Origin of the sequence: Bradyrhizobium oropedii (assembly GCF_020889685.1) — a bacterium.
Classification (GTDB): domain Bacteria; phylum Pseudomonadota; class Alphaproteobacteria; order Rhizobiales; family Xanthobacteraceae; genus Bradyrhizobium; species Bradyrhizobium oropedii.
Genome location: NZ_JACMYO010000012.1, coordinates 16,366 through 38,683 on the forward strand (window position 1 = coordinate 16,366; position 22,318 = coordinate 38,683).

Consider the following 22,318-nt stretch of genomic DNA (forward strand, 5'->3'; position numbering starts at 1 on the left):
CGGCAAGCTCAGAGCTTCGGCGGCGGGGCCGTGCCCAGGATCGACTCGATCGACAGGCCGAGCCCGAGCAGCCTGACATCGCTGCCGACCGGACCGTCGAGCTCGAGCCCGACCGGCAGGCCGCCGGGCGTCATGCCGGCATAGAGCGACAGCCCGGGCAAGCCGGCATTGCTGCCGGGATCGGTGTTGCGGATCATGGTGCCGAAGGTCGGCGCCGGGTCGCCGCCATCGACCGACATCTCGCCGGACCCGGTCTTTTCATCGATGACCGGTGCAGGCGCGATGGTAGTCGGAAACAGGATGGCGTCCAGTTTGTTGTCCCTGAGAGAGGCGGCATAGATCGCTTGCAGTGCCGGCCGCTGAACTTTGATGGCATCGTCGTAAGCGGCACCGAAAGCGTCCGCCGTGATCGCACCGAACGCGCCGATCACGTCGGGACTGGCGACGCCGGCCGCGATATCCGACAGCGTGATCCCGTCGATCCCGGAGGCGGCGAGCCAGGCCGGGATATCGGCGATCGGTTCATGCAACGCGACCACGAAGGATACCTTGTCGTTCTGCTCGAACAAATCGGGCATATCGACATCAACCAGCACCGCGCCGGCCGCCGTGAGCCGGGCGCAGGCGGCGCGAACGACCGCCTCGACACCGCGATCGAGGCCGCTCCAGAAACAGGCGGGAATGCCGAGACGCACGCCGCGCAACAGAATGGGCGTGGCCAACGGCGTGCCTGATATCACAGCATCGAGCAATGCGACATCGGCGACGGTGCGCCCCATCGGGCCGACGGTGTCGCGGGTATGGCTGATCGGAACCACCTGGTTGTCGTCGTGATAGCGCCGCTCCGCGCCACCATTGCCGACCGAAGGCCTGAGGCCGACGGTCCCGGTCAGCGCCGCGGGCACGCGGGTCGAGCCGCCGGTGTCCGATCCGAGACCACAGGTGGCGATGCGCGCGGCGATCGCCGCCGAGGTTCCGCCCGACGATCCGCCGGGGATCCGGCTGGTGTCGTAGGGATTGCGCACCGGTCCCGCGAACGGCGCGAGATTGGTGCTGGTGATGCCGAAGGCGAGCTCGTGCAGATTGGTCTTGCCGATCACGACAGCGCCGGCGTCGAGCAGTTTTTGCAGCGACGGCGCATTTCGCTTGGGCCGCGCGTGTTGCAGTGCCGGCGTGCCGCCTGACGTCGGCAGATCCGACGTGTTGATGTTGTCCTTCACGACGATGGGGAGACCGGCGAGCAGACCGGTGCGCTTCCCGGCATCGACCTCGCGCGCCGCGGCAAGCGCACCGTCGCGGTTCAGCACGATGAAGGCGTTGAGGTGCTTGAGCCGCTCGGCACCATCGAGCGCCGCCTCGACGAGGCTGACCGCCGTCACCTTGCCGTTGCGGAGATCAGCCAGGATTTCCGCAGCGGTCGCTTCATTGGTATCGGCCATGGAATCCTCGCGCCCTCTTGCATCGCGGGCAAGAGGCTATTCTTTCGGCCGCTTGTCGTAAACCCGCTTCGCCTTGCCGAGCGAACGTTCGAGCGTCTCGGGCGCGACCACGCGGACGCGGGTGGAGATGCCGATCGTGTTCTTGATGAAGCCGGCGACCTTCTCGGCATGCGCGGTGAGCCCCTCACCGTCCCAGCTCTCGGGACGCGCTTCGGCGAGCACCGTCATCTCGTCCATGCGGCCCTCGCGGGTCAACTCGATGACGAAGTGGCCGCCGCACCAGTCGGTCGCCAGCAGCGCTTCCTCGATCTGGGTCGGGAACACGTTGACGCCGCGCAGGATGATCATGTCGTCGGAGCGGCCGGTCACCTTCTCCATCCGCCGCATGCCGGGCCGCGCCGTGCCGGGCAGCAGCCGCGTCAGGTCGCGGGTGCGGTAGCGGATGATCGGGAAGGCTTCCTTGGTCAGCGACGTGAACACCAGCTCGCCCTTCTCGCCATCGCCGAGCACCTTGCCGGTCAGCGGATCGATCACCTCGGGATAGAAGTGATCCTCCCAGATGTGCAGCCCGTCCTTGGTCTCCACGCATTCCTGCGCGACGCCGGGGCCGATCACCTCCGACAGGCCATAGATGTCTGACGCATCCATATCGAAGGCCTGCTCGATCTCGACGCGCATCGCGTTGGTCCAGGGCTCGGCGCCGAAGATGCCGAACTTCAGCGACGATTTGCGCGGGTCGAGACCCTGCCGCTTGAACTCGTCGAGGATCGCCAGCATGTAGCTCGGCGTCACCGTGATGATGTCGGGCCGGAAATCGTTGATGAGCTGCACCTGGCGCTCGGTCATGCCGCCGGAGATCGGGATCACCGTGCAGCCGAGCCGCTCGGCGCCGTAATGCGCGCCGAGGCCGCCGGTGAACAGGCCATAGCCATAGGCGTTGTGCATCAGCATGCCGGAACGGCCGCCGGCGGCGCGGATCGAGCGCGCCATGACGTCCGCCCAGGTATCGATATCGCCTTTGGTGTAGCCGACCACGATCGGCTTGCCGGTTGTGCCCGAGGAAGCATGGACCCGCACCAGCTGCTCGCGCGGCACCGCGAACATGTTGAAGGGATAGTTGTCGCGCAGGTCGGTCTTCACCGTGAAGGGAAATTTGGCGAGATCGGAAAGCTGCTTGAAATCGGACGGGTGGACGCCCGCGGCGTCGAAGCTCTTCTTGTAGTGCGCGACATTGTCATAGGCGTGCTTGAGCGACCATGCGAGCCGCCTGGTCTGCAACGCCATGATCTCGTCGCGCGAGGCGCGTTCGGCCGAATCGAGCTCGGCGTGATAGCCGCCGTCCTTGACCCTGAGCTTTGCCGTCACCATCACATCTCCCCCGAAATCATTGTGCCTTGATATCCGTGTCCGGCAGCCAGGTGCCCGGTATCACGCGCGAATGCCCGCGGAATTCGGCGATCACGCTGTCGCCGGCGGTGACGCGCACGTCGTAGATTCCCGAACGGCCGCTGCGCGAGACCTCGCGGGCGGTCGCCACCAGACGATCGCCGAGCTTGCCCGGCCGGATGAAGGTGACGTTGCCCTGCGCCGCGACCGCGCGATCGTTGTGGCTGTTGCAGGCAAAGGCGAAGGCGGAATCGGCGAGCGTGAAGATGTAGCCGCCATGGCAGATGCGCTGGCCGTTGACCATGTGCGGCTGCACCGTCATCGCCATCACTGCCTGCCCCGGCTTGATCTCGACCAGCTCCATGCCGAGACCCTTGCTGGCGTCGTCTTCCTTCCACATCGCATCCGCGCAGGCGCGGGCGACATCATCGGGCGATAGCGTGGCCTTCAAATTCACATCGAACTCCCTGTGCGCGGGCCCGTTGCGACGGGCCTCTTGGTGTCACATCAGTGTTGGGCGCGACGCACGAGGCGTCAACGCGCAGATAGATTTAGACGTGGTCGTAATCGACCACGACCTTGCCCGAGCACGGCTTGGCCTGGCAGGTGAGGATGAACCCCGCCTTCAGCTCCCACGGCTCCAGCGAATAATTCAGATCCATCGGCGCCTCGCCTTCGACCAGCTTGGCGCGGCAAGTCGAGCACATGCCGCCCTTGCAGGCGAACGGTAAGTCCATGCCGGCGCGCAGCGCGGCATCGAGGATCGACTCGCCGTCGGCCACGGGGACTTCGCGGCGCTTGCCGTCGATGATCAGTCCGGCGATCGCCTTCGGCGGCGCGCCGGCGGGTACGACGACCTTCGGGCGCGGCTTGCCGCCGAACTCCGACACGAAACGTTCGACATGGATGCGCTCGTCGGCAATGCCGATCTCGCGGCAGGTCGCCTCGATGGTCTCGCTCATCGCGGCCGGGCCGCAGACGAAGACATGATCCACGGTTGAGGCCGGCACCAGCGAACGCAGCAGCACTCGCACCTTCTCGCCGTCGAGCCGGCCGTGCAGGATCGGAATGTCCTGCTCCTCGCCCGAGATGACGTGGAACACCGACAGCCGCTGCATGAAGCGGTCCTTCAGCTCCTCCAGCGCCTCGCGGAACATGACGCCTTCGGTCGAGCGGTTGCCATAGAACAGGAAGAAGCGGCTGTCCGGCTCGCGCGCCAGCACGCCCTTGACGATCGAGAGGATCGGGGTGATGCCGCTGCCGGCCGCGAAGCCGACATAGGTCCGCGCTTCGCCGGGCGCGTGCGCGACGCCGAAACGGCCGGTCGGCGTCATCACGTCGAGCTCGTCGCCGGCCTTCAGCTCGTCGGCGGCCCAGTTCGAGAACGCGCCGCCGTCGACCTTCTTCACGGCGATGCGCAGCTCGCCGTCGTCGGGGCCCGAGCAGATCGAATAGGAGCGGCGGACTTCCTCGCCGTCCATCGTGGTGCGCAACGTCAGGTACTGGCCGGGCGTGAAGCGGTAGTCGCCTTGCAGATCGCCGGGGATCGCAAAGGTCATCGAGATCGCATCCGACGCCTCACGGCGCAGATCGCTGACGGACAGACGGTGGAATCGCGGTGTCAGGGACATCATCTATTTCCCAGCGTCATTGCGAGGAGCGAAGCGACGAAGCAATCCATGTCTCCGCAAGCGGCGCGATGGATTGCTTCGCTTCGCTCGCAATGACGGAGATCCTTGTAAGTATTGCGCACGGTCAATGACACTTGAAGTAGTCGAAGGGTTCACGGCAGCTCTTGCAACGCCACAGCGCCTTGCACGAAGTCGAGCCGAATTCGGACAGCAGCTCGGTATCACCTGAGCCGCATTGCGGGCACGCCACCCGCTGCTCGCCGAACAGCGCGCGGCGCGAGGAGCCCGGCAGCGGCGGCGCGATGCCGTACTCCCTGAGCTTGCGGCGGCCGTCCTCGCTCATCCAGTCGGTGGTCCAGGCCGGCGACAGCACGGTGCGGACCTTCGGCCCGCGAATGCCTTCACGCTCCAGCGCCAGCTCGATCTCGAGCGCGATCATGTTCATGGCGGGACAGCCGGAATAGGTCGGCGTGATCGCGACCTCGACATGGCCGTCGTGGACGGCGACATCGCGCAGCACACCGAGATCGGCGATGGTCAGCACGGGGATTTCCGGGTCGACCACCTGCGCGGCCGCGCTCCAGGCGCGCCGGCGCAGATCGGCATCGCTGAGTGCAACCGTCACCATGTTGCCCCCGGGAAGGTACGTTGCAGGGACTGCAATTCGCTGAGGAGATGGCCGAGATGCTCGCTATGGCTGCCGACGCGGCCGCCCTGCTGCATCCAATCGCTCTTCGGCAACGCCAGCGTCGCCTCGTTGACGATACCGGTGACGGTCTTCAGCCAGCGCGACTTGAGCGCCGCCGGATCGATTGCGATGCCGGCATCGATCAGGCCGCGCTCGCCGTCGTCGACCGCGAACATCTCGCCGGTATAGGCCCAGAGATCGTCGATCGCATCCTGCGTGCGGCGATGGCTCTCCGCGGTGCCGTCGCCGAGACGGACGATCCATTCCGACGAGTGCCGCAGATGATAGGCGCTCTCCTTCTCCGACTTCGCCGCGATCGCAGCAAAAGTCGCATCGGACGAGGCCATCATCGCGCGCCAGTAGAGATCGGCGAATGCCGCATAGAAGAACTGCCGCACCATGGTGCGGGCAAAGTCGCCGTTCGGCTGCTCGACCAGCAGGAGATTGCGGTACTGCCTGACGTCGCGCAGATAGGCGAACTTGTCCTCGTCATTGCCGCGGCCTTCGACCTTGGCAGCGTAGGTGTAGAGCTCGCGGGCCTGGCCGAGCAGGTCGAGCCCCATATTGGCCAGCGCCATGTCCTCTTCCATCGCCGGCGCATGGCCGCACCATTCGGACAGCCGGTGGCCAAGGATCAGCGCATCGTCGGCGCGGCGCAGTGCGTAGAGCACCAGCGGCGTTTCGGAGACTTCGATATTGGCGGTTGCCATCTGTTCAACTCGCTATTGGGCCGTCATTGCGAGGAGCAAAGCGACGAAGCAATCCACGCTTGCTTCTGCTCCGCGGCTCGATGGATTGCTTCGCTGCGCTCGCAATGACGCAAGCGACAGCGAGATCACATATGCCCGACTTCGTCGGGGACGTCGTAGAAGGTCGGGTGGCGGTAGATCTTCGATTCCGCCGGCTCGAACATCATGCCCTTCTCCGACGGATCGGACGCGGTGATCGCGTTCGAGGGCACCACCCAGATCGACAGCCCCTCGCCGCGGCGGGTGTAGATGTCGCGCGCAGCCTGCAGCGCGAGCGTCGAATCCGCCGCGTGCAGCGAGCCGACATGCTTGTGCGCAAGGCCATTGCGGCTGCGGATGAAGACTTCCCAGAGCGGAACGTTCGGCGTGGCCATCTCTAGCGCTCCCTTATTCTGCGGCTTGCGCGAGCTGGCGGCTCTTGCGCTTCTCGGCATAGGCCATCGCGGCCTCGCGCACCCAGGCGCCTTCGTCATGCGCCTTGCGGCGCGCGGCGAGACGATCGCGGTTGCAGGGGCCGTTGCCGGCCAGCACCTGCTTGAACTCGTCCCAGTCGATCGGGCTGTGCACCCAATTGCCGTTCTCGTTCTGCTTCGTGCCGGGATCGGGAATCGTCAGCCCGAGGAACTCGGCCTGCGGCACAGTGGCGTCGATGAATTTCTGGCGCAGCTCGTCGTTGGAGAAGCGCTTGATCTTCCATTTGGTCGAGGTGTCGCTGTGCTGGCTGACCTGGTCGGGCGGGCCGAACATCATCAGCACCGGCCACCACCAGCGATCGAGCGCGTTCTGCGCCATCGCTTTCTGCTCCGCGGTGCCGCGGCACAGCGTCACCATGATCTCAAAACCCTGGCGCTGATGGAACGACTCCTCTTTGCAGACGCGGATCATCGCGCGCGCATAGGGGCCGTAGGAGCAGCGGCACAGCGGGATCTGGTTCATGATCGCTGCACCGTCGACCAGCCAGCCGATGGTGCCGATGTCGGCCCAGGTCAGGGTCGGGTAATTGAAGATCGAGGAATATTTCGCCTTGCCGGAGAGCATGCCGTCGACGAGCTCTTCGCGCGAGGTGCCGAGCGTCTCGGCGGCCGCATAGAGATAGAGCCCGTGGCCGCATTCGTCCTGCACCTTGGCGAGCAGCGCGGCCTTGCGGCGTAGCGACGGCGCGCGGGTGATCCAGTTGCCTTCGGGCAGCATGCCGACGATTTCGGAATGGGCGTGCTGGGAAATCTGCCGGGTCAGCGTCTTGCGATAGGCGGCGGGCATCCAGTCGTTCGGCTCGATGCGTTCGTCGGCATCGATGCGGGCCTGGAACTGACTGGCACGGGCAACATCCTCGACGCCGCGATCGTCGCCGTCGGATGAGTTGAGCGCCTGCGTATACATGGCCGACCTCCCAGTGTGTTGTTAGGCAGTAATATATAACACAAATTTCTAAATGCAAGATATTTTTGTAATACGTTCAGACGCCCTCGAAACGCCTCGCCACTGCGCCGTTGGGCTTCGGCAGCGGGCCGTCCTCATTGGTTGCGTGGTCGTCAAGCCATTGTTCCGACGACGAAAGCAGCCCGCGATAGATCTCGCCGCAGAGTTTACGCGCCGCCCTACCCGGCCAATCCGTCGGCAACAGCTGATACGGCAGCAGCGGATCGCGCAGCACGACCCGGCGATAATGGTGGATCAGCAGGATACGTGCAGTGAAGGCGTCGGCGTCGCTCAGCCTTTCGCCGCACACGATCCAGCCGTGCAGCGGCTCGAACGTCTTCATGAACTTCAGATAGGCGTCCGCGGTGCGGTCGAGCGGCCAGCTTTCGCTGAGCAGCCGGCGTCCGCTGTCGTCTTCCGCGGAGACTCCAAGGCGGATCGCGCGCGATGCTTCGTCCGGGATCGGCACGCCTGACGGCGCGACCCACACGCCGGGCAGCGGGCTGCCGAAGCCGGCATTCTTCAACGCCTCGCGCGCGGCGTCGCGGTCCTCGGCATTGCCGATCAAGAGCAGTTCGAAGCGGCCGGTCCAGTCCGACGGCGGCGGATCGTAGATGTGCCTGGTCGCGGTGTCGAAGGTCTGCCGGCCCTTCGCGTTCAGCCGATAGAAGCTGTTGCGGCCGACCTTGTTGCGCTCGAGCCAGCCGTCGGCGGCGAGCCGCGACATCGCGGTGCGCACCACGTTGCCGTCGATGTCGAGCGACTTGAAGAATTCGAGCAGCGTGCCGAGCCACACCGCGCCGCCGCGCGGCACGATGGAATCTCCGAACACGGTGATGATGATCGAGCCGGTGCGTGACGGCTCGCGCTTCAGCTGATCGACGATGCGGGCAAGCGGCTGTGGCATGCCTCAACGCATAGCGCGTTTTGTCGATTCACGACAATGCGGGGGCTGGTCTGCTCCCTCGCCCCGCTGTTGCGGGGTCGAGACGAGCGGAGCTCGCTCTTAGAGGGTTGGGGTGAGGGGCTGCCTCCACAACGACGGTAAGAGACGACCCGTGGAGACTCCCCCTCACCCGGATCGCATCTGCGATGCGATCCGACCTCTCCCCGCAAGCGGGGCGAGGCGAAGAGAGACCTTCGCAAGACCTAGCGGTTGGGATCCGGATAGACCAAGCTGCGCCAGCCGCTGCGGTCGAACGGCGCCCACTCGCCATCCTTCTGCGCGAGGCGATCGGCAACCGCGTAGACCACCGCCGGGTGATGGCCCATGCCGCAATGGCTGCTCTCGACCTCGATGCTGTCGGTCATCGACGAGGCCTGCTCGCGGCAGCCCTGCCAGGCGCAGACGCCGTCGGTGCGGCTGAAGATCGCGGTGGTCGGCACCGGCGGCGCGCTGGCGAGCGAGCCGCCGAAACGGGAATCCTCTTCGTCGGCGCGGCGGCCGCTGGCCATCTCGTAGACGCGCCAGGCGTTGGTCGACTTCGGGCCCGCGGCGAACGGGCTGCCGAGCGTGATCACCTGGCGCACGCGCTCAGGCATCATCTTGGCAAGCTGGCGCGCATAGAGACCGCCGAGGCTCCAGCCGACGACGGAGACCTTCCGGCCGGTCGTTTCATTCATCTCCTGCAGCAGGTCGACCATGCCGTCCTGCACGCCGGCGCGAAGCCCGAGGTTGCGGCCCTGGCGCCAGCCGCTGACGGCGTAGCCCTTGCTCTTGAGGAAATCGCGCAGCAGGCGCGTGGACATGTCGGACGCGATCAGTCCGGGCAGCACCAGCACCGGATGCCCGTCGCCGCGCGGCGCGAGGCTCAACAGCGGCAATGCACCAAGAAAGGCACCAAGCTCATGAATGGCGCGGCCTTCCAGAAACATCAGCGTCCTGGACGGCGGGCGTAGCGTCTGCGCAGCAACCGACATTTCAACTCCTCTTCCGGCGCCGTCGTGACGGCCGGCAATGGGATCAGCAGGATGGGTCAACAGGATTGACGCAAACCCGGCGGAATCGTTCCGCAACGCAACAATCAACCTTGAAAAGCTAGGGAACCGATCACTTTCGTGCAAGCGGCCCAGGTCACACTTGCCACAACTTATGTGATCGCCGTGCCCAATCGGTCACAGCAAGCGCAGCACATATTCCAGGGTGTAAAGCGCGAGGCCGGCAAGTCCACCGATCAGCGAGCCGTTGAAGCGGATGTATTGCAGGTCCTTGCCGACATTGACCTCGAGGAGTGAGATCAACTGCTCCATGTCCCAGCTCTTCATCTGGTCGGCGATGAAGGTCGAGACGCCGCTCTTCTGTTCGGCGACAACCGTGCGCAGGATCGCGACCAGGCCCTGATTGATTTCGCCGCGCAGCTCCGCATCGCCATGGAGCGCATCGCCGGCCTCGACGAACATTCTCGCCAGCTGATGCTGCAGCACCTGCGACTCGCCCGACGCGCTGCGCTCGATGAAGTCCTTGACGTTGGCCCAGATGGTGCGCCCGAGATTGGCGAGCTCCGGCCGCGCCATCAGGTCGCGCTTGAGGCCGTCGATGCGATCGGCGAACGCCCTGTCGCTGCCGAGCCGGTCGACGAAGGACAGCAGCATGCGGTCGAACTCGCCGCGGAACGGATGCTGCGGATCGTTGCGCACCTCTTCGAAGAACTTCGTCGCCGAGGCGATGATCCGGTTCACCACGAACTTGTCGGCGCGATAGAGCCTCAAGAGCGTCGGCATCTCGGCGCGGACCTTGTCGCGGATCACCGTCATGGTCTCCTGCTGCGTCAGCGTCTGGTGCAGCGCGCGCAAGAGGTCGTCGAGCAGCCCCTCATGCTTGCCCTCCTGCACGAAGCCGCGCAGCGCGCCGGCCGCGAGCGGCGCAAGATCGACCGAGAGGATCTGCGTCGTGACGCGGCGGCTGATGAATTGCATCAAGCCTGAACTCTCGGTTGCCGCGAACGCTTCGGGCAGCATCCGCAGCACGAAGCGCGCGAGATCCTCGGACCGTTTGCGGTCGCGCAGCCAGTCGGCTATGAAGCTGCCGAAATCGATCTCGCGCAGCTTGGCCTCGACCGGTCCGGATTCCAGGAAATTGTTCTCGATGAATTCGCCGAGCTTCTCGGCGATGCGTTCCTGATTGCTCTGGATGATCGCGGTGTGCGGGATCGGCAGCCCCAGCGGCCGCTTGAACAGGGCGACGACGGCGTACCAATCGGCGAGTCCACCGATGGTCGCGGCCTCCGCGAACGCGGCGATGAAGCCGAACACCGGATGCAGGGGCAATAGCGCCTTCGATGCAATGAAGACGATGAGGGTTGCCCCCAGCACGCCGGTCGCCAGCCATTTCACGCGCCGCAGCTCGGCGGCACGTTCGGCATCGATGGGCGTTGCGATGAGGGCGGCGGGAAGGGTCATGGGGATCGGGGGATACTCTCGCACTGGCCGCACACTAGCCGTCATTGCGAGCGAAGCGAAGCAATCCATTTCACCGCGCGTGGAGGAGTGGATTGCTTCGTCGCTGTCGCTCCTCGCAATGACGCCGGAGCGACAGCGACGATGTATGAGACGCACCCGACAAAAAGAAGGCCCGCGAAATGGCGGGCCTTCGAAAAGGGCAGTTGGTCAGTGCAAGCGCGATCAGGCGGTCTTGCCGTAGACCTTGGCGAAGTTGTCCTGCGCGGTCTTCGCACCGTCGGTGACGAGCTTGCCGAGATACTCCGACGTAGCCTTCGCCCGCGAGACGAACAGTTCGCCACGCGCACGGACCATGTCCGACTGGATCTGGGCGGCTTCGCTCAGCGACTTGGCGGAAGCGAGCTTGTCGATGCCGGCGAAGAACGCCTCGGCGTCCTGGTAGAGCGCCTGCTGGATGTTGCGGCTGATCTTGGCGGCCTCGGTCACCGAACCGGCAACGGCGGTCTCGATCACGTTGGTCACCTTCTCGGAGCCGGCATAGGCATCGGCAGCGCGGGTCTTGGCGGCCTCGGCCTGCCTCTTCACGAACTCACGGGCGGCTTCCGGAACTTCCAGGTTCTGGAGCTTGGTGAACGCCTCGGTAACGGGCGCGAAAGCTTCCTTGACGCCATTCAGCACGGAATTGGTTTCGGTGGTCATTGGGGTCTCTCCATCCTCAGGTTTGAGCTATGGGCTCACCCCGTCCGGATTGGCCCGGGGCAAGACTGTTGTGTCACAATCCATGGTGCGCCGCAACATCAATGTTGCAGCGCGACATCACGAGCCTGTGAACAGCATGAAGTTCCGGCAGATTGCCTCGAGAACCGGCAGTCAGAGGTACCTAACCACCCCCAACCGCACCCGGCACCCCGTATGCCTCCATTTGCGCCCGGACCTGCGCCACATTGTGCCCGAGCACGACGATGTCATGGGTCTTGCCCTCGACATCCCTGACATGGTCGCGCAGCAGGGCCTCTGCCTTGAAGCCGAGGCCCTCGAACAGCGCGATCGCCGCCCGCTGGTCGACTGTCATCTGCACCGAGAACTTCTCCAGCCCGGCGCCGAGCGCGATGGCGAAGGTCTCCTGCGACAGCGCCCGGCCGACGCCCTGCCCCCGTACGTCGAGTGACACCACCATGCGGATCTCGCCGACATGCGGCGACCAGGAATGCGGATCGCGCACCAGCGTGCCGCAGCCGACCACCTTGCCGTCCTTGATCGCGAGCAGGCTCGTGATGTCGCCGCGCTCGATCTCGTTGATCCAGGCCGACAGCACCTTCGGCTGGCTGATGTTGCGCGGCAGGAACAGCAGGTCGTGCGTCGGCAGCTTTTGCGCGAAGGCCAGCACCGCGGCCTCGTCTGCGCGCTTCATCAGGCGGAACTCGATGTCGCCGGCCTCGGTCTTGACGTGGCGCGGATAGGAACGTTGTTCGGTCATGTCGATCTCTCTCAAGTCGACCCTTCTTAGGTCGATCTTTTTCCCAACCAGGAGTCCAGTTTCGGCCACAGCCGCTTGATTGCATTGGCGCCGGCGACCAGCGAGACGTGACCGCCTTTCAGCATCACCTCCTCCTTGTCCTCGGAGCCGATCTTGGTGATCAGATGTTTTGCCGCATCATACGGCACGATGTGGTCGTGCTCGGCGACCGCGTGCAGGATCGGCACCTTGATGTCGGCAAGCTTCGCCTCGCGGCCACCGACCGTCATGGTGTCGTTGTACAGCTTGTTGTCCCACATCAGGTCCTTGGTGATGGCGCGGAAATATTCGCCGGCGAGCGGCAGCGTGTCGGTCGCCCAGCGATCGAACATCCGGTACGATTTCACGAACTCGTCGTTCCAGATGTTGTCCCAGAGCTGGATCTGGCCGGCGACGCGCGCGGCGGGCCGCAACATGTCGAATGATTGCAGGATCAGTTCGGGCGGCATGTTGCCGGTGCTGTCGATCAGGCGGTCGACGTCGAAATAGCGCCGGTCGGCGAAATTCGAGAACAGCTTCATCTCGCGAAAATCGATCGGCGTAGTGAAGCAGATCAGGTTCTTCATCGGCCCGTCGTTGAAGATCGAGCCATAGAGCAGCGATAGCACGCCGCCAAAGCAATAGCCGATCACGGAGACGTCCTTCTCGCCGGAGTCCTGCTGCACGCGGCGAACCGATTCCGGGATGAAGTCGAGGACGTAGTCCTCCATGCGCAGCGATTTTTCCTCGGGCTTCGGCGGGGTCCAATCCAGCATGTAGACGTCGAAGCCGCGCTTGAGCAGGAATTCGATGAAGCTCTGCCCCGGCACCAGGTCGAGGATGTAGCCGCGGTTGGTGGTCGCCATCACGATCAGGACCGGCACGCGATAGATTTCGTCGACCATCGGCCGGTAGTGATAGAGGTTCATGGTGCCGCGCGAATACAGCACGTCCTTCGGCGTCTCGCCGAGCGCGGGCCCGGAGCTCGAGAAATACTCGACGCCCTTGATGCTGCGCTGAATCGCGCGCTGCACCTCGGACTGCACCCGCTCGGAGATCGAGGCGAAATCAAACCCGGTGGGAGCATTCATTTGCTGTCTCCCTCTGATGGCGGGCGCCTGGTGCGCGGCGGCCGTGCCGTCGCGCTGTGGACGTCGTCCGGCGCCAGCGAATTGTGATGCACCTGCTGCAGCAGCGTCTTGATCTCGTTGAGCTGGTTCTCCATCGACTGCAGGCGTTCGGCCATGCCGACGAGCTGGGCGCGGCTCGGCAGGTTCATCGCCAGCAGATATTTCTCCATCAGCTCGCCGAGCTGCTTCTGCGCGCCCGCCGCGACGCCGCCGGCCTGATTCATCACCTTGGAAAATTCAGGCGAGCTCATCAACTGGTTGCCGAAGGAGTTGAACCCCTTCTCCATCTCGCCAATCATCGTCTGCCAGATCACGGCAGGATCGTTGCCCTTGTCGGCCATGCGGCCCTCCTCCACATCAATCCCGAGCGCTTGCCGCGCTTCCGCTTGTTTGTGCCATACGACACTGTTGCCGTTGATCGGTCAACTGCGGGGCGCATCCACCGACGTCGAAGCCCTTCTGCGCTGCGTCAATCCATGGCAGCATGCAGGTTCCTGATCGCGAATCCAGGAGAGGACGCCCGTGACCACGCTCGCCCATCAGTTGCCGCAACTAACCCGCGCCAACGGCATCGACATCTGCTACGAGATATTTGGCGATGCGAATGCGGAGCCGCTGCTTCTCATCATGGGCCTCGGCGCCCAGATGATCCATTGGGACGACGAATTCTGTCGCCGGCTTGCCGCGCGCGGCTTTCGCGTGATCCGGTTCGACAACCGGGATATCGGCAAGTCGTCGCGGATGAGCGGCGGCAAGCGGCTCACCGCGCTCGAGCTCATCAAGCTGCGCTTCCTGAAGATCCCGGTCGCGGCGCCCTATAAACTGGCCGACATGGCGCGGGACACGATCGGCCTGATGGACGCGCTCGGCATCCGCACCGCGCATCTGGTCGGCGCCTCGATGGGCGGCATGATCGCGCAGGAGGTTGCGATCACCTTTCCCGAGCGCGTGCGCTCGCTGACCTCGATCATGTCGACCACGGGCAATCCAAAGATTCCGGGGCCGACCCGCGAAGCGACTGCGGTGCTGATGGCGCCGCCGCCGAAGAGCAAGGAAGAATATTTCGTCCGCTACGGGCAGACCTGGAAAGTGTTGCGCAACGGCTCGTTCCCCGAAGATGAGGCGCTCGACCCCGAGCGCGCGCGGCGTACCTTTGAGCGCGGCCTCAATCCGGAGGGCGTCGGCCGCCAGCTTCGCGCCATCCTCGCCTCCGGCAGCCGCAAGGAGCGCCTGCGCAGCGTCAAGGCGCCGACGCTGGTGATCCACGGCACCGTCGATCCGCTGGTGCATCCCGAAGGCGGCAAGGACACTGCGGTCTCGATCCCGGGCGCAAAGCTCCTGATGGTCGAGGGCATGGGCCATGCGCTGCCGATCCCGATGTGGCCGCAGATCATCGACGCCATCGACAAGCACGCGCATGGGGCGGCGGCGAAGGCGGCGTAAGGCCGGCGCGTTTTCAAGCGAAGTGGATACCGGTTCGCGTGAAGAAAACGCGTCAAAACCAGAATCGAGAGCCCCGTTCCGATTCGATCGGAGCGGGGCTCCGGTATCTCCGGGTAACCATGTGAGCCAGGGGTGCGTTCTTCCGGGCGACGCATAGAGGCTGTAGACAGCGCGATGCATCGCGCAGGTCGCGCGCCATCAGCCACCGGGAGCAACCAGATGAAGACCTTCCTCCGGCCACGGACAGCCGTCGCCGCTCTCCTCCTCGCGCTCGCATCTTCCTCGGCGATGGCGGCCACCAGTGAGGCGCAGCAGGAAGCCAACCGCAAGACGGTGCTGGCCTTCTACGACAAGGGGCTGAACCAGAAGGACGCCGATGCGGCGCTCGCCTTTGTCGGCAACCGCTATGTGCAGCACAATCCCGGCGCGGCCGACGGCCCCGAAGGCTTCCGCAAGTTCATCGGCTTCCTGCGCGAAAAATTTCCGAACTCGCACAGCGAGATCAAGCGTTCGTTCGTCGACGGCGACTACGTGATCCTGCACGTCCACGCCGTACGCGAGCCCGGCACCCGCGGCAACGCGATCATCGACATCTTCAAGCTCGAGGACGGCAAGATCGTCGAGCATTGGGACGTGGTGCAGCCGATCCCGGAGACGCCGGCCAACAACAACACGATGTTCTGAGTACAGACCTTGGAGAGCAGCCGACGTGGTTGGCGCTCGTTGGTCTCTGTCATGCCCGGCCTTGTGCCGGGCATCCACGTCTTTGACTTCCTCGGCACAAGACGTGGATGGCCGGGACATAGGCGAGCGGGAGCGACGCCGTCCTTCGGACGGCTATGCCCGGCCATGACGATATCGTATGAGGCTAGCGGCTGCGGCCGAGCCAGCGCTGTGTCGGGAATAGCTGCACCTGCCAGCGCCGCGCCGCCGCACCCCACGCGCCCCTTGGCATGAACAGCATGATCAGGATGGCGAGCGTGCCGAGCACGACGAGATAGAGGCTGCCATACTGGGCAAGATAAGTGACGAGCCCCCACAGCAGCAGCACGCCGACCATCGGCCCTTCGATGGTGCGCACGCCGCCGATCACGACGATGAAGATCACGTACGCAGTCCAGTCGGTGACGCTGAAGGCAGCGTCCGGCGAGATGCGCGCCTTCTGCAGATAGACCACCGCGCCGACCATCCCGGTGGCGAAGGCAACCGCGATCCAAAGCATATGGCGAATCCGCGCGGTGCGGACGCCGACGCTGCGTGCCGCGGCCGCATTGTCGCGGCTGGCCGCCAGCGCGAGGCCGTGGCGTGAGCGGATGAAGGCGTAGATGCCGAGCGTGACCAGCACGGCGAGCAACAGCGCCAGCCAGTAGACCAGCACGTCGCGCGCCGCCGCCGGACGCAGCCCGAGCAGCGCCTGCACCGTCTTCAGCCCGACCATCTGCGACAGCTCGCTCGGCGAGATCGACATCCCGGTGCCGCCGCCGAGCGACTTGAACTGGGCGCAGATCAGCCGCAGCGCTTCGGCCGCGACCCAGCTGCCGATCGCGAAATACGGTCCTTCCAAGCGGAACAGCAGCGGTCCGAGCACCGCTGCGATCACCGCTGCGAACAGCCCGGCGAGCGGGATCGCCGCCACGGGATCGAGCCCGGCCATCACGATGCCGGCAAACAGCGCATAGGCGCCGAGCCCGACAAAGGCCTGCTGCCCGACCGACACCAGCCCGCCCCACCCGGCCAGCACGTTCCAGAGCTGCGCCAGCGTCAGCATGGTGAGGACGAAGATCAGATCCTGGATCAGGTTGCGCGGGGCGAACGCGGGCAGCGCGGCAAGCACCACCACCAGCGCAATGCCGGCCACGGCCGCAACGCGCGACAGGCGCGTTCCAACCCGAACTTGCCAGACTGGCGCCTCCACCGCGCGCTGCTCCCGGCTTGCGGGCATATCGATGCTTTCGACGCTCATGTCCGCCTCGCCGGGAAAAGACCGCGCGGCCGCACCATCAGCACGGCAAGGAAGGCGAGATGGCCGGCCAGGATCTGCCACTCCGGATTGATCCGCCCTCCGATCGCCTGGGCGAGCCCGAGCACGATGCCGCCCGCCAGCGTCCCCCACAGGCTGCCGAGGCCGCCGATGATCACGGCCTCGAACGCATAGAGCAACCGTGCCGGCCCGATCGACGGATCGAAGCTGGCGCGGATGCCGAACACGACAGCGGCGATCACCGAGACCGCGAGCGAGAGCCCGACCGCGATGGCGTAGACGTTGCGCTCGTTGATGCCCATCAATTGCGCGATCGCCGGATTGTCGGCGGTGGCGCGGAAGGCGCGGCCGAGCGAGGTGCGATAGAAGATCAGTTGAAGCAGCGCGACGGCGGCGATCGCCGTCACCAGCGCCATCAGCGGCGCCAGGCCGACGCTCAGGCCGGGGGCCAGCGTCACCGACGAGGATTCGAAGGCGCCTGCCTGCAACCGGCGGCTGTCGGCACCGTAGCCGAGCAGCAGCCCGTTCTGGATCACGATCGACAGGCCGAAGGTGACGAGCAGCGGCGGCAGGATGTCGTCGCCAAGCACCCGCTCCAGCACCAGCCGTTGCAGCACGAAGCCGAGCACGAACATCGCAGCCACGGCCAGCAGAGATGCGGCCGCCAGCGGCAGGCCGAGCGCCGTGGTGGCGCTGAGCACCAGATAGGCCGCGAGCAAAATCAGATCGCCATGCGCCAGATTGACGAGGCGCATGATGCCGAAGATCAGCGACAGGCCGAGCGCGAAAAGCGCGTAGACGCCGCCGAGCAGCACGCCTTCGATGATGGTGTCGAATCCGCTCATCGCTCCCTCATGCTCCGAAATAAGCCGCGCGGATCGTGTCCTGATCCACATCCTTGGGCCGTCCGCTCAGCGTCACTCGCCCCTCCTGCAAGCAGTAGAAGCGATCGGCGGCCCGCAGCGCGCGGGCGATGTCCTGCTCGACCAGTACGACGGCGGTGCCGCCGGCACGGATCTGCGGCAGCATGCGGTAGATGTCCTCCACCACGATCGGCGCGAGGCCGAGGCTGATCTCGTCGCACAACAAGACCGATGGGTTGGACATCAGCGCGCGGCCGATCGCCACCATCTGCTGCTGGCCGCCCGACAGCGCCGTGACGGCGCCGCGCCGCCGCTCCCTGAGCACCGGGAACATGCGATAGACCGCGGCGAGATCCCATGGCGTGCTGCGTTCGCCGCCATAGGCGCCGATCAGCAGGTTCTCCTCGACGCTGAGCGAGGGAAACAGCTGGCGGCCCTCCGGCACCAGCGCAAGCCCAAGCCGTACGATGCTGGCGGCGGACGCATCGCCGATTGCCCGTCCACCAAGGCGGATCGCATCGGAGCGGTTCTTCACGAGACCCGCGAGCGACTTCAGCATGGTCGACTTGCCGGCACCGTTGGCGCCGATCACCGCGACCGCCTCGCCCTGATCGAGCTCGAAATCGATCCCGAACAGCGCCTGGAAGTCGCCATAGAACGCGTCGAGGGCCGTGACATTGAGCAGCGCGGTCATGCCGGCACCCCCATGTAGATGGTCTCGACCTCGCGCGAGCGCATCACCTCTGATGGCACGCCTTGCGCGACGATCTTGCCGAAGTTCAGCACCACCAGCCGCTGCACCACCGCGAGCAGCGCGTGCACCACATGCTCGATCCAGATGATGCCGACACCCTCGGCATGGATGGTGCGGATGGTCTCGACCAGTTGGTGGCACTCGGCATCGGTGAGGCCGCCCGCGATCTCGTCGAGCAGGAGCGTGCGCGGCCTGGTGGCGAGCGCCCGCGCCAGCTCGAGCCGCTTGCGATCGAGCAGCGGCAGGCTTCCCGCCAGGCGGTTGGCCTTGGCTTCGAGGCCGGTCAGGTCAAGCATGAGGCCGCAATGCTGGACCGCATCCGTCTCCGAGAGACCGCCGCCGAATTGGGCGGCAACCGCAAGGTTCTCGAACACCGAGAGGTGATCGAACGGCTGCGGGATCTGGAACGAGCGCCCGATGCCGGCGCGACAGCGTGCCTCGGGCGACAGGCCGGTGATGTCGACGCCGTCGAGCACGATGCGGCCGGCATCCGGCCGCAGCAGTCCGGTGATCAGGTTGAACAGCGTCGATTTGCCGGCGCCGTTCGGCCCGATCACGCCCAGCGCCTCGCCGGACACGAGCGTCAGGTCGATCGCGTCGGCGACGACGATGGCGCCGAACGTCTTCGAGACGGAATGGAGTTCGAGCATGTCCGCTCACCGCAAGAATTAGCGTCGGGAAGATGCGCGGGGTTCCGCGCATCTCCGATGAACAATGTTTTCGGAACGCGATCGCTAGCTCAGCGCCTGCATGTCACCGCCGAGCGGGATCTGCGGCGCCAGCTTGTTGTCGGTGATCACCATGTCGTATTTGTCGCCGTTGAGCCGCCACTGGCCGCCGACCAGCGGCGTCTTGGCGATGTTCTTCGCGGCGAACGGCGGCACCGCGCTGGAGCCGAACGCGACCTGGCCCACGATGGTGTCGAGCTTGGTGGCTCCGATCGCCTTCGCGAGCGATGCGCCATCGGCTGGGTCGCCGGCACGCTTGATGGCGTCGATCGCGACCTCGAACAGCGAATGCACGAAGCCGATCGGCTGGGTCCACTGCTTGCCGGAGGCCTGCTCATATCCCTTGGCCAGATCGGCGGCGCTGACGCCGCTGAGGCTCGACTTGTAGGGATGCGTCGGTGTCCACCACACCTCGGTCGAGATGTTGTTGCCGCCCTTGCCGAGCGCCTGCACCGACGCCGGGAACAACAATGCCTTGGCGACCGACACGACCTTCGGCTTCAGCCCCTTCTGACGCGACTGGTTCCAGAACGTGGTGAAGTCGGGCGGAATGATCACGCCGGTGATGATTTCGGCATCGGCACCGCGAAAGGCTGCGATCTGCGAGCTGAAATCGTCGGTGAGATTCTGGAAGCGGCCGGGATCGGTGAGCCTGAAGCCCTGCTTGGCCAGCACCGGCGGGAAGCCGATCGTGGTGTCGCCCCAGGCGTTGCCGTCGGCATCGTTCGGAAACAGCGCGCCGACCGACTTGTTGGACGCGACCTGGCTCCACATGCTGGTGAAGACGCCGATCACGTCCTCGAGCCCCCAGAAGTAGTGGAAAGTGTAGTCGAACGGCTTCCAGCTCTTGGGATCGCCGGGGTTGGCCTGGCGGCCGATGAAGTTGGTCTGCCACGGCGCGACCGAGGAGATGCACGGCACCTGCTCCAGCTCGCACTGCGTCGCCACCGGATTGTTGGTCTCGGGCGTGGCGCCGACCACGATCAGGCTGACATTGTCGCGGGTGATCAGTTCCTTGGCGACTTCGGCGGCGCGGTTCGGGTTCGACTGGCTATCCTTGGTGACGACTTCGACCGGATAGGTCTGCGATCCGACCTTGACGCCATCCTTGATCAATTTTCGGAATTCGCCGAGCACGAAGTCGTCGGCTTCGGCGAATGCGGCCAATGGACCGCTCTTCGGCGAGACATAGCCGATCTTGATCGGCTTGTTGGCGGCGCGCACGGAAGGCGCGAACAATGTCGTGCTGCCTGCGGCGGCGAGCCCACCGGCGATGCCTTGCAGCACGCGGCGGCGATCGAAAGACATTTTGCTCAATTGATCCTTGCTCATTTCCCCTCCTTGAGGCAGGCCGGTTGCATGCCGGCTGCCGTTCATTCCGTTCTGAAAATTACCAGCGTCGCGTCGCATCACGCGGCGGCGACGGACTTCGTCTGCGCCTTTGCGCCGCGGCCGAGGATCTGGCCGAACACGTCGAGCAGCACATCGGTGGCGTCAGCCGCCGCCTCCCTGGCGCGCCAGGCGACATACATGTCGGGACGCACCAGCACGCAGCCGTCCTCATCCACCTCGCTCTGGCGATACCAGTCGGCATAGATGTCGAGCGCATCGCAGCCCTGGGGACCGATGGTCACGACATCGACCGGCAGGCTGTAAGCCCTCTCGACCGCGGCGGCCGCGGCCTTCCAGCCGTCGCCGCCGATCCCGGTGAGCAGCGTGAAGCGGCCCTTGCCGGTGAGATCGAGCGTCGACTTGCGCTGGCCGTGATGCTCGACCCAGACATGCGGCAGGTGCGCGCCGGGCCAGGTGGTGGCCTGATAATAGAGCTCGTGATCCCTGGTGAACGCCGGCATCGGCGTGCCGTCCGACACGACGGCGGTCGACCCATAGCGCTGGTTCAGCTCGACGCCGTGGCAGTTGAACTCGTAGCTCTTGTTGGCGATGGCTTCATAGAGCTTCTTGCGGCGCGCCTTGCCCTCGGCGGTCGGCGCCTTGCGTGCCGCAATCGCCTTGCGCGCCTCGGCCGGGTCGGTCGAGGCGACGAGGCCCACCGCTTCGAAGATCGGCGGGAAATCGCCGATGCTCTTGTTGGCGCGGGTCACGATCTGCTTGCCGACCGGCTGGCGCTCGGCCGAATAGGTCTCGAGCAGCGACGGCGCCGCGTGCCCCTCGAGCACCAGCTTCAGCTTCCAGCACAGATTGAAGGAATCCTGGATCGAAGTGTTGGAGCCGAGCCCGTTGGTCGGCGGATGGCGGTGCACGGCATCGCCGACGCAGAACACGCGACCGGACGAATAGTGGCCGGCATACATCTCGTTCACGGTCCAGGTCGAGGTGGAGCGAACGTTGACTTCGAGCGTCTCGTCACCGACGAGATTGCGCACGATCGAGATCGCCTCGTCATTGCTGAGCTTGCGCTCGCCCTGCTCGATGTCGTAGCCCCAGATGATCAGCCATTCGTTCCACGGCCGCACCATGCGGATCAGGCCGGCGCCGATGCCGCCGATCTCAGCTCCAGGCTGCAACACCCAGTACAGCACGCTCGGCCGATGCGCGACGTACTTGCTCAAGTCCGCCTGCACGATGATGTTCATGCTGCCGGCACGGCCCATCTGGCCCTCCATCGGCAGTCCGATCACCTCGGCAACCCGGCTGCGGCCGCCATCGGCGCCGATCAGATATTTGGCGCGGATCTGGTAGGTCTCGCCCGACAAGCGGTCCTTCACCGTCGCCGTGACGCCGTCGGCATCCTGCACCAGGTCGACGAACTCGGTGTTGAAGCAGAGCGATGTCCCGCGCTGGCCCGCGGCCTCGATCAGGATCGGCTCGAGGAAATTCTGCGGCAGGTCGCAGATCCGGGTCGGGCTGGCTAGATCGTAGTCCGCCTTGCGCGCGGGATGATTGCCCCAGGAGTAGAGCCGACCGAACTCCTCGCCGGCGAGGCTCTCGCAGAACACGTTGTTGGCCATCAGAGGCTGCGGCACGGCCTGCGCGACCGCCTTCTCCTCGAGGCCGAGATCGCGCAGCACCTCCATCGCGCGCTGGTTGGTGATGTGGGCGCGCGGCGTGTCGGCGAGCCAGCCGTATTTCGTCACCATGATGTGCTTGACGCCGTACATGCCGAGCAGCGCCGCTGCGGTCGCGCCGGCCGGGCCGCTGCCGACGACGAGCACGTCGGTCTCAATCGGTTTGCTGGTCATGTTCCTCTCCCTG

General features: G+C 65.4%; 23 protein-coding genes. 2 read left to right on the top strand and 21 right to left on the bottom strand.

Translation table 11 applies throughout. The features are described 5' to 3' along the window. Window positions 1–8: 8 nt before the first annotated feature. From iaaH to H8A95_RS05845, 15 genes are all read right to left on the bottom strand, one after another. Complete coding sequence (gene iaaH, locus H8A95_RS05775; protein ID WP_229182294.1) at window positions 9–1,439, bottom strand: indoleacetamide hydrolase; 1,431 nt, start codon at window positions 1,437–1,439, stop codon at window positions 9–11. 36 nt (window positions 1,440–1,475) lie between these two features. Further along, entirely contained in the window at window positions 1,476–2,807 is a 1,332-nt protein-coding gene (gene paaK, locus H8A95_RS05780; protein WP_229182295.1) for a phenylacetate--CoA ligase PaaK, read from the bottom strand. 16 nt (window positions 2,808–2,823) lie between these two features. Further along, entirely contained in the window at window positions 2,824–3,282 is a 459-nt protein-coding gene (gene paaI, locus H8A95_RS05785) for a hydroxyphenylacetyl-CoA thioesterase PaaI (protein WP_229182296.1), read from the bottom strand. Between the two features lie 94 nt (window positions 3,283–3,376). After that, the gene (gene paaE, locus H8A95_RS05790) at window positions 3,377–4,459 is read right to left on the bottom strand and encodes a 1,2-phenylacetyl-CoA epoxidase subunit PaaE (protein WP_229182297.1); all 1,083 of its coding nucleotides are present in this window, start codon (window positions 4,457–4,459) and stop codon (window positions 3,377–3,379) included. 121 nt (window positions 4,460–4,580) lie between these two features. Further along, entirely contained in the window at window positions 4,581–5,084 is a 504-nt protein-coding gene (gene paaD / locus H8A95_RS05795) for a 1,2-phenylacetyl-CoA epoxidase subunit PaaD (RefSeq protein ID WP_229182298.1), read from the bottom strand. After that, entirely contained in the window at window positions 5,078–5,854 is a 777-nt protein-coding gene (gene paaC / locus H8A95_RS05800; protein ID WP_229182299.1) for a 1,2-phenylacetyl-CoA epoxidase subunit PaaC, read from the bottom strand. The genes paaD and paaC overlap by 7 nt, the downstream gene beginning before the upstream one ends. A gap of 125 nt (window positions 5,855–5,979) precedes the next feature. Next, on the bottom strand, window positions 5,980–6,267 hold the full coding sequence (gene paaB, locus H8A95_RS05805) for a 1,2-phenylacetyl-CoA epoxidase subunit PaaB (RefSeq protein ID WP_024579339.1): 288 nt from the start codon (window positions 6,265–6,267) through the stop codon (window positions 5,980–5,982). 13 nt (window positions 6,268–6,280) lie between these two features. After that, the gene (gene paaA, locus H8A95_RS05810; RefSeq protein ID WP_229182300.1) at window positions 6,281–7,273 is read right to left on the bottom strand and encodes a 1,2-phenylacetyl-CoA epoxidase subunit PaaA; all 993 of its coding nucleotides are present in this window, start codon (window positions 7,271–7,273) and stop codon (window positions 6,281–6,283) included. Window positions 7,274–7,349: 76 nt separating this feature from the next. Further along, window positions 7,350–8,219: a phenylacetic acid degradation operon negative regulatory protein PaaX gene (paaX, locus tag H8A95_RS05815; RefSeq protein WP_229182301.1), complete on the bottom strand. Its 870-nt coding sequence runs from the start codon at window positions 8,217–8,219 to the stop codon at window positions 7,350–7,352. A 242-nt stretch (window positions 8,220–8,461) separates the two neighbouring features. After that, window positions 8,462–9,232, bottom strand: coding sequence for an esterase/lipase family protein (locus H8A95_RS05820; protein WP_229182302.1), 771 nt, complete (start codon window positions 9,230–9,232; stop codon window positions 8,462–8,464). A gap of 195 nt (window positions 9,233–9,427) precedes the next feature. Then, window positions 9,428–10,711, bottom strand: coding sequence for a DUF445 domain-containing protein (locus H8A95_RS05825; protein ID WP_229182303.1), 1,284 nt, complete (start codon window positions 10,709–10,711; stop codon window positions 9,428–9,430). A 222-nt stretch (window positions 10,712–10,933) separates the two neighbouring features. After that, on the bottom strand, window positions 10,934–11,410 hold the full coding sequence (locus tag H8A95_RS05830; protein ID WP_229182304.1) for a phasin family protein: 477 nt from the start codon (window positions 11,408–11,410) through the stop codon (window positions 10,934–10,936). A gap of 181 nt (window positions 11,411–11,591) precedes the next feature. After that, on the bottom strand, window positions 11,592–12,188 hold the full coding sequence (locus H8A95_RS05835; RefSeq protein ID WP_229182305.1) for a GNAT family N-acetyltransferase: 597 nt from the start codon (window positions 12,186–12,188) through the stop codon (window positions 11,592–11,594). 26 nt (window positions 12,189–12,214) lie between these two features. Then, window positions 12,215–13,297, bottom strand: coding sequence for a PHA/PHB synthase family protein (locus tag H8A95_RS05840; RefSeq protein WP_229182306.1), 1,083 nt, complete (start codon window positions 13,295–13,297; stop codon window positions 12,215–12,217). Beyond that, window positions 13,294–13,677, bottom strand: a complete 384-nt coding sequence (locus H8A95_RS05845; protein ID WP_229182307.1) for a hypothetical protein — start codon at window positions 13,675–13,677, stop codon at window positions 13,294–13,296. The genes H8A95_RS05840 and H8A95_RS05845 overlap by 4 nt, the downstream gene beginning before the upstream one ends. Window positions 13,678–13,858: 181 nt before the next feature. Here H8A95_RS05845 and H8A95_RS05850 point away from each other — a divergent pair, with 181 nt between their 5' ends. Next, entirely contained in the window at window positions 13,859–14,779 is a 921-nt protein-coding gene (locus H8A95_RS05850; protein WP_229182308.1) for an alpha/beta fold hydrolase, read from the top strand. Window positions 14,780–15,067: 288 nt separating this feature from the next. Then, entirely contained in the window at window positions 15,068–15,463 is a 396-nt protein-coding gene (locus tag H8A95_RS05855; RefSeq protein WP_420839337.1) for a nuclear transport factor 2 family protein, read from the top strand. Window positions 15,464–15,647: 184 nt separating this feature from the next. Here H8A95_RS05855 and H8A95_RS05860 read toward each other — a convergent pair whose 3' ends face one another. The 6 genes from H8A95_RS05860 to H8A95_RS05885 form a co-directional block, all read right to left on the bottom strand. After that, complete coding sequence (locus H8A95_RS05860) at window positions 15,648–16,742, bottom strand: branched-chain amino acid ABC transporter permease (RefSeq protein WP_229182310.1); 1,095 nt, start codon at window positions 16,740–16,742, stop codon at window positions 15,648–15,650. Further along, window positions 16,739–17,605 carry a branched-chain amino acid ABC transporter permease gene (locus H8A95_RS05865; RefSeq protein WP_229182311.1) on the bottom strand — a complete coding sequence of 289 codons (867 nt, stop codon included), beginning with the start codon at window positions 17,603–17,605 and terminating at the stop codon, window positions 16,739–16,741. Before H8A95_RS05865 ends, H8A95_RS05860 begins: the two co-directional genes overlap by 4 nt. Window positions 17,606–17,612: 7 nt before the next feature. Next, complete coding sequence (locus H8A95_RS05870) at window positions 17,613–18,317, bottom strand: ABC transporter ATP-binding protein (RefSeq protein WP_229182312.1); 705 nt, start codon at window positions 18,315–18,317, stop codon at window positions 17,613–17,615. Next, entirely contained in the window at window positions 18,314–19,027 is a 714-nt protein-coding gene (locus H8A95_RS05875) for an ABC transporter ATP-binding protein (RefSeq protein ID WP_229182313.1), read from the bottom strand. The genes H8A95_RS05870 and H8A95_RS05875 overlap by 4 nt, the downstream gene beginning before the upstream one ends. 84 nt (window positions 19,028–19,111) lie before the next feature. Then, window positions 19,112–20,437 (bottom strand): ABC transporter substrate-binding protein, encoded by a 1,326-nt coding sequence (locus tag H8A95_RS05880; RefSeq protein ID WP_420839336.1) that lies wholly within the window; start codon window positions 20,435–20,437, stop codon window positions 19,112–19,114. Window positions 20,438–20,514: 77 nt separating this feature from the next. Further along, a complete protein-coding gene (locus H8A95_RS05885) occupies window positions 20,515–22,305 on the bottom strand; it encodes an FAD-dependent oxidoreductase (protein WP_229182314.1) in 1,791 nt (596 codons plus the stop codon). Between the last annotated feature and the right edge of the window lie 13 nt (window positions 22,306–22,318).

Coding starts and splice junctions, on each gene's coding strand:
- iaaH (WP_229182294.1), bottom strand. CDS start 1,439: ATGGCCGATACCAATGAAGCGACCGCTGCGGAAATCCTGGCTGATCTC.
- H8A95_RS05835 (WP_229182305.1), bottom strand. CDS start 12,188: ATGACCGAACAACGTTCCTATCCGCGCCACGTCAAGACCGAGGCCGGC.
- H8A95_RS05855 (WP_420839337.1), top strand. CDS start 15,068: ATGGCGGCCACCAGTGAGGCGCAGCAGGAAGCCAACCGCAAGACGGTG.
- H8A95_RS05885 (WP_229182314.1), bottom strand. CDS start 22,305: ATGACCAGCAAACCGATTGAGACCGACGTGCTCGTCGTCGGCAGCGGC.
- paaA (WP_229182300.1), bottom strand. CDS start 7,273: ATGTATACGCAGGCGCTCAACTCATCCGACGGCGACGATCGCGGCGTC.
- paaX (WP_229182301.1), bottom strand. CDS start 8,219: ATGCCACAGCCGCTTGCCCGCATCGTCGATCAGCTGAAGCGCGAGCCG.
- H8A95_RS05830 (WP_229182304.1), bottom strand. CDS start 11,410: ATGACCACCGAAACCAATTCCGTGCTGAATGGCGTCAAGGAAGCTTTC.
- H8A95_RS05865 (WP_229182311.1), bottom strand. CDS start 17,605: ATGAGCGGATTCGACACCATCATCGAAGGCGTGCTGCTCGGCGGCGTC.
- paaE (WP_229182297.1), bottom strand. CDS start 4,459: ATGATGTCCCTGACACCGCGATTCCACCGTCTGTCCGTCAGCGATCTG.
- H8A95_RS05820 (WP_229182302.1), bottom strand. CDS start 9,232: ATGTCGGTTGCTGCGCAGACGCTACGCCCGCCGTCCAGGACGCTGATG.
- paaB (WP_024579339.1), bottom strand. CDS start 6,267: ATGGCCACGCCGAACGTTCCGCTCTGGGAAGTCTTCATCCGCAGCCGC.
- H8A95_RS05840 (WP_229182306.1), bottom strand. CDS start 13,297: ATGAATGCTCCCACCGGGTTTGATTTCGCCTCGATCTCCGAGCGGGTG.
- H8A95_RS05880 (WP_420839336.1), bottom strand. CDS start 20,437: ATGAGCAAGGATCAATTGAGCAAAATGTCTTTCGATCGCCGCCGCGTG.
- H8A95_RS05875 (WP_229182313.1), bottom strand. CDS start 19,027: ATGCTCGAACTCCATTCCGTCTCGAAGACGTTCGGCGCCATCGTCGTC.
- paaC (WP_229182299.1), bottom strand. CDS start 5,854: ATGGCAACCGCCAATATCGAAGTCTCCGAAACGCCGCTGGTGCTCTAC.
- H8A95_RS05870 (WP_229182312.1), bottom strand. CDS start 18,317: ATGACCGCGCTGCTCAATGTCACGGCCCTCGACGCGTTCTATGGCGAC.
- H8A95_RS05860 (WP_229182310.1), bottom strand. CDS start 16,742: ATGAGCGTCGAAAGCATCGATATGCCCGCAAGCCGGGAGCAGCGCGCG.
- paaK (WP_229182295.1), bottom strand. CDS start 2,807: ATGGTGACGGCAAAGCTCAGGGTCAAGGACGGCGGCTATCACGCCGAG.
- H8A95_RS05825 (WP_229182303.1), bottom strand. CDS start 10,711: ATGACCCTTCCCGCCGCCCTCATCGCAACGCCCATCGATGCCGAACGT.
- H8A95_RS05845 (WP_229182307.1), bottom strand. CDS start 13,677: ATGGCCGACAAGGGCAACGATCCTGCCGTGATCTGGCAGACGATGATT.
- paaD (WP_229182298.1), bottom strand. CDS start 5,084: ATGGTGACGGTTGCACTCAGCGATGCCGATCTGCGCCGGCGCGCCTGG.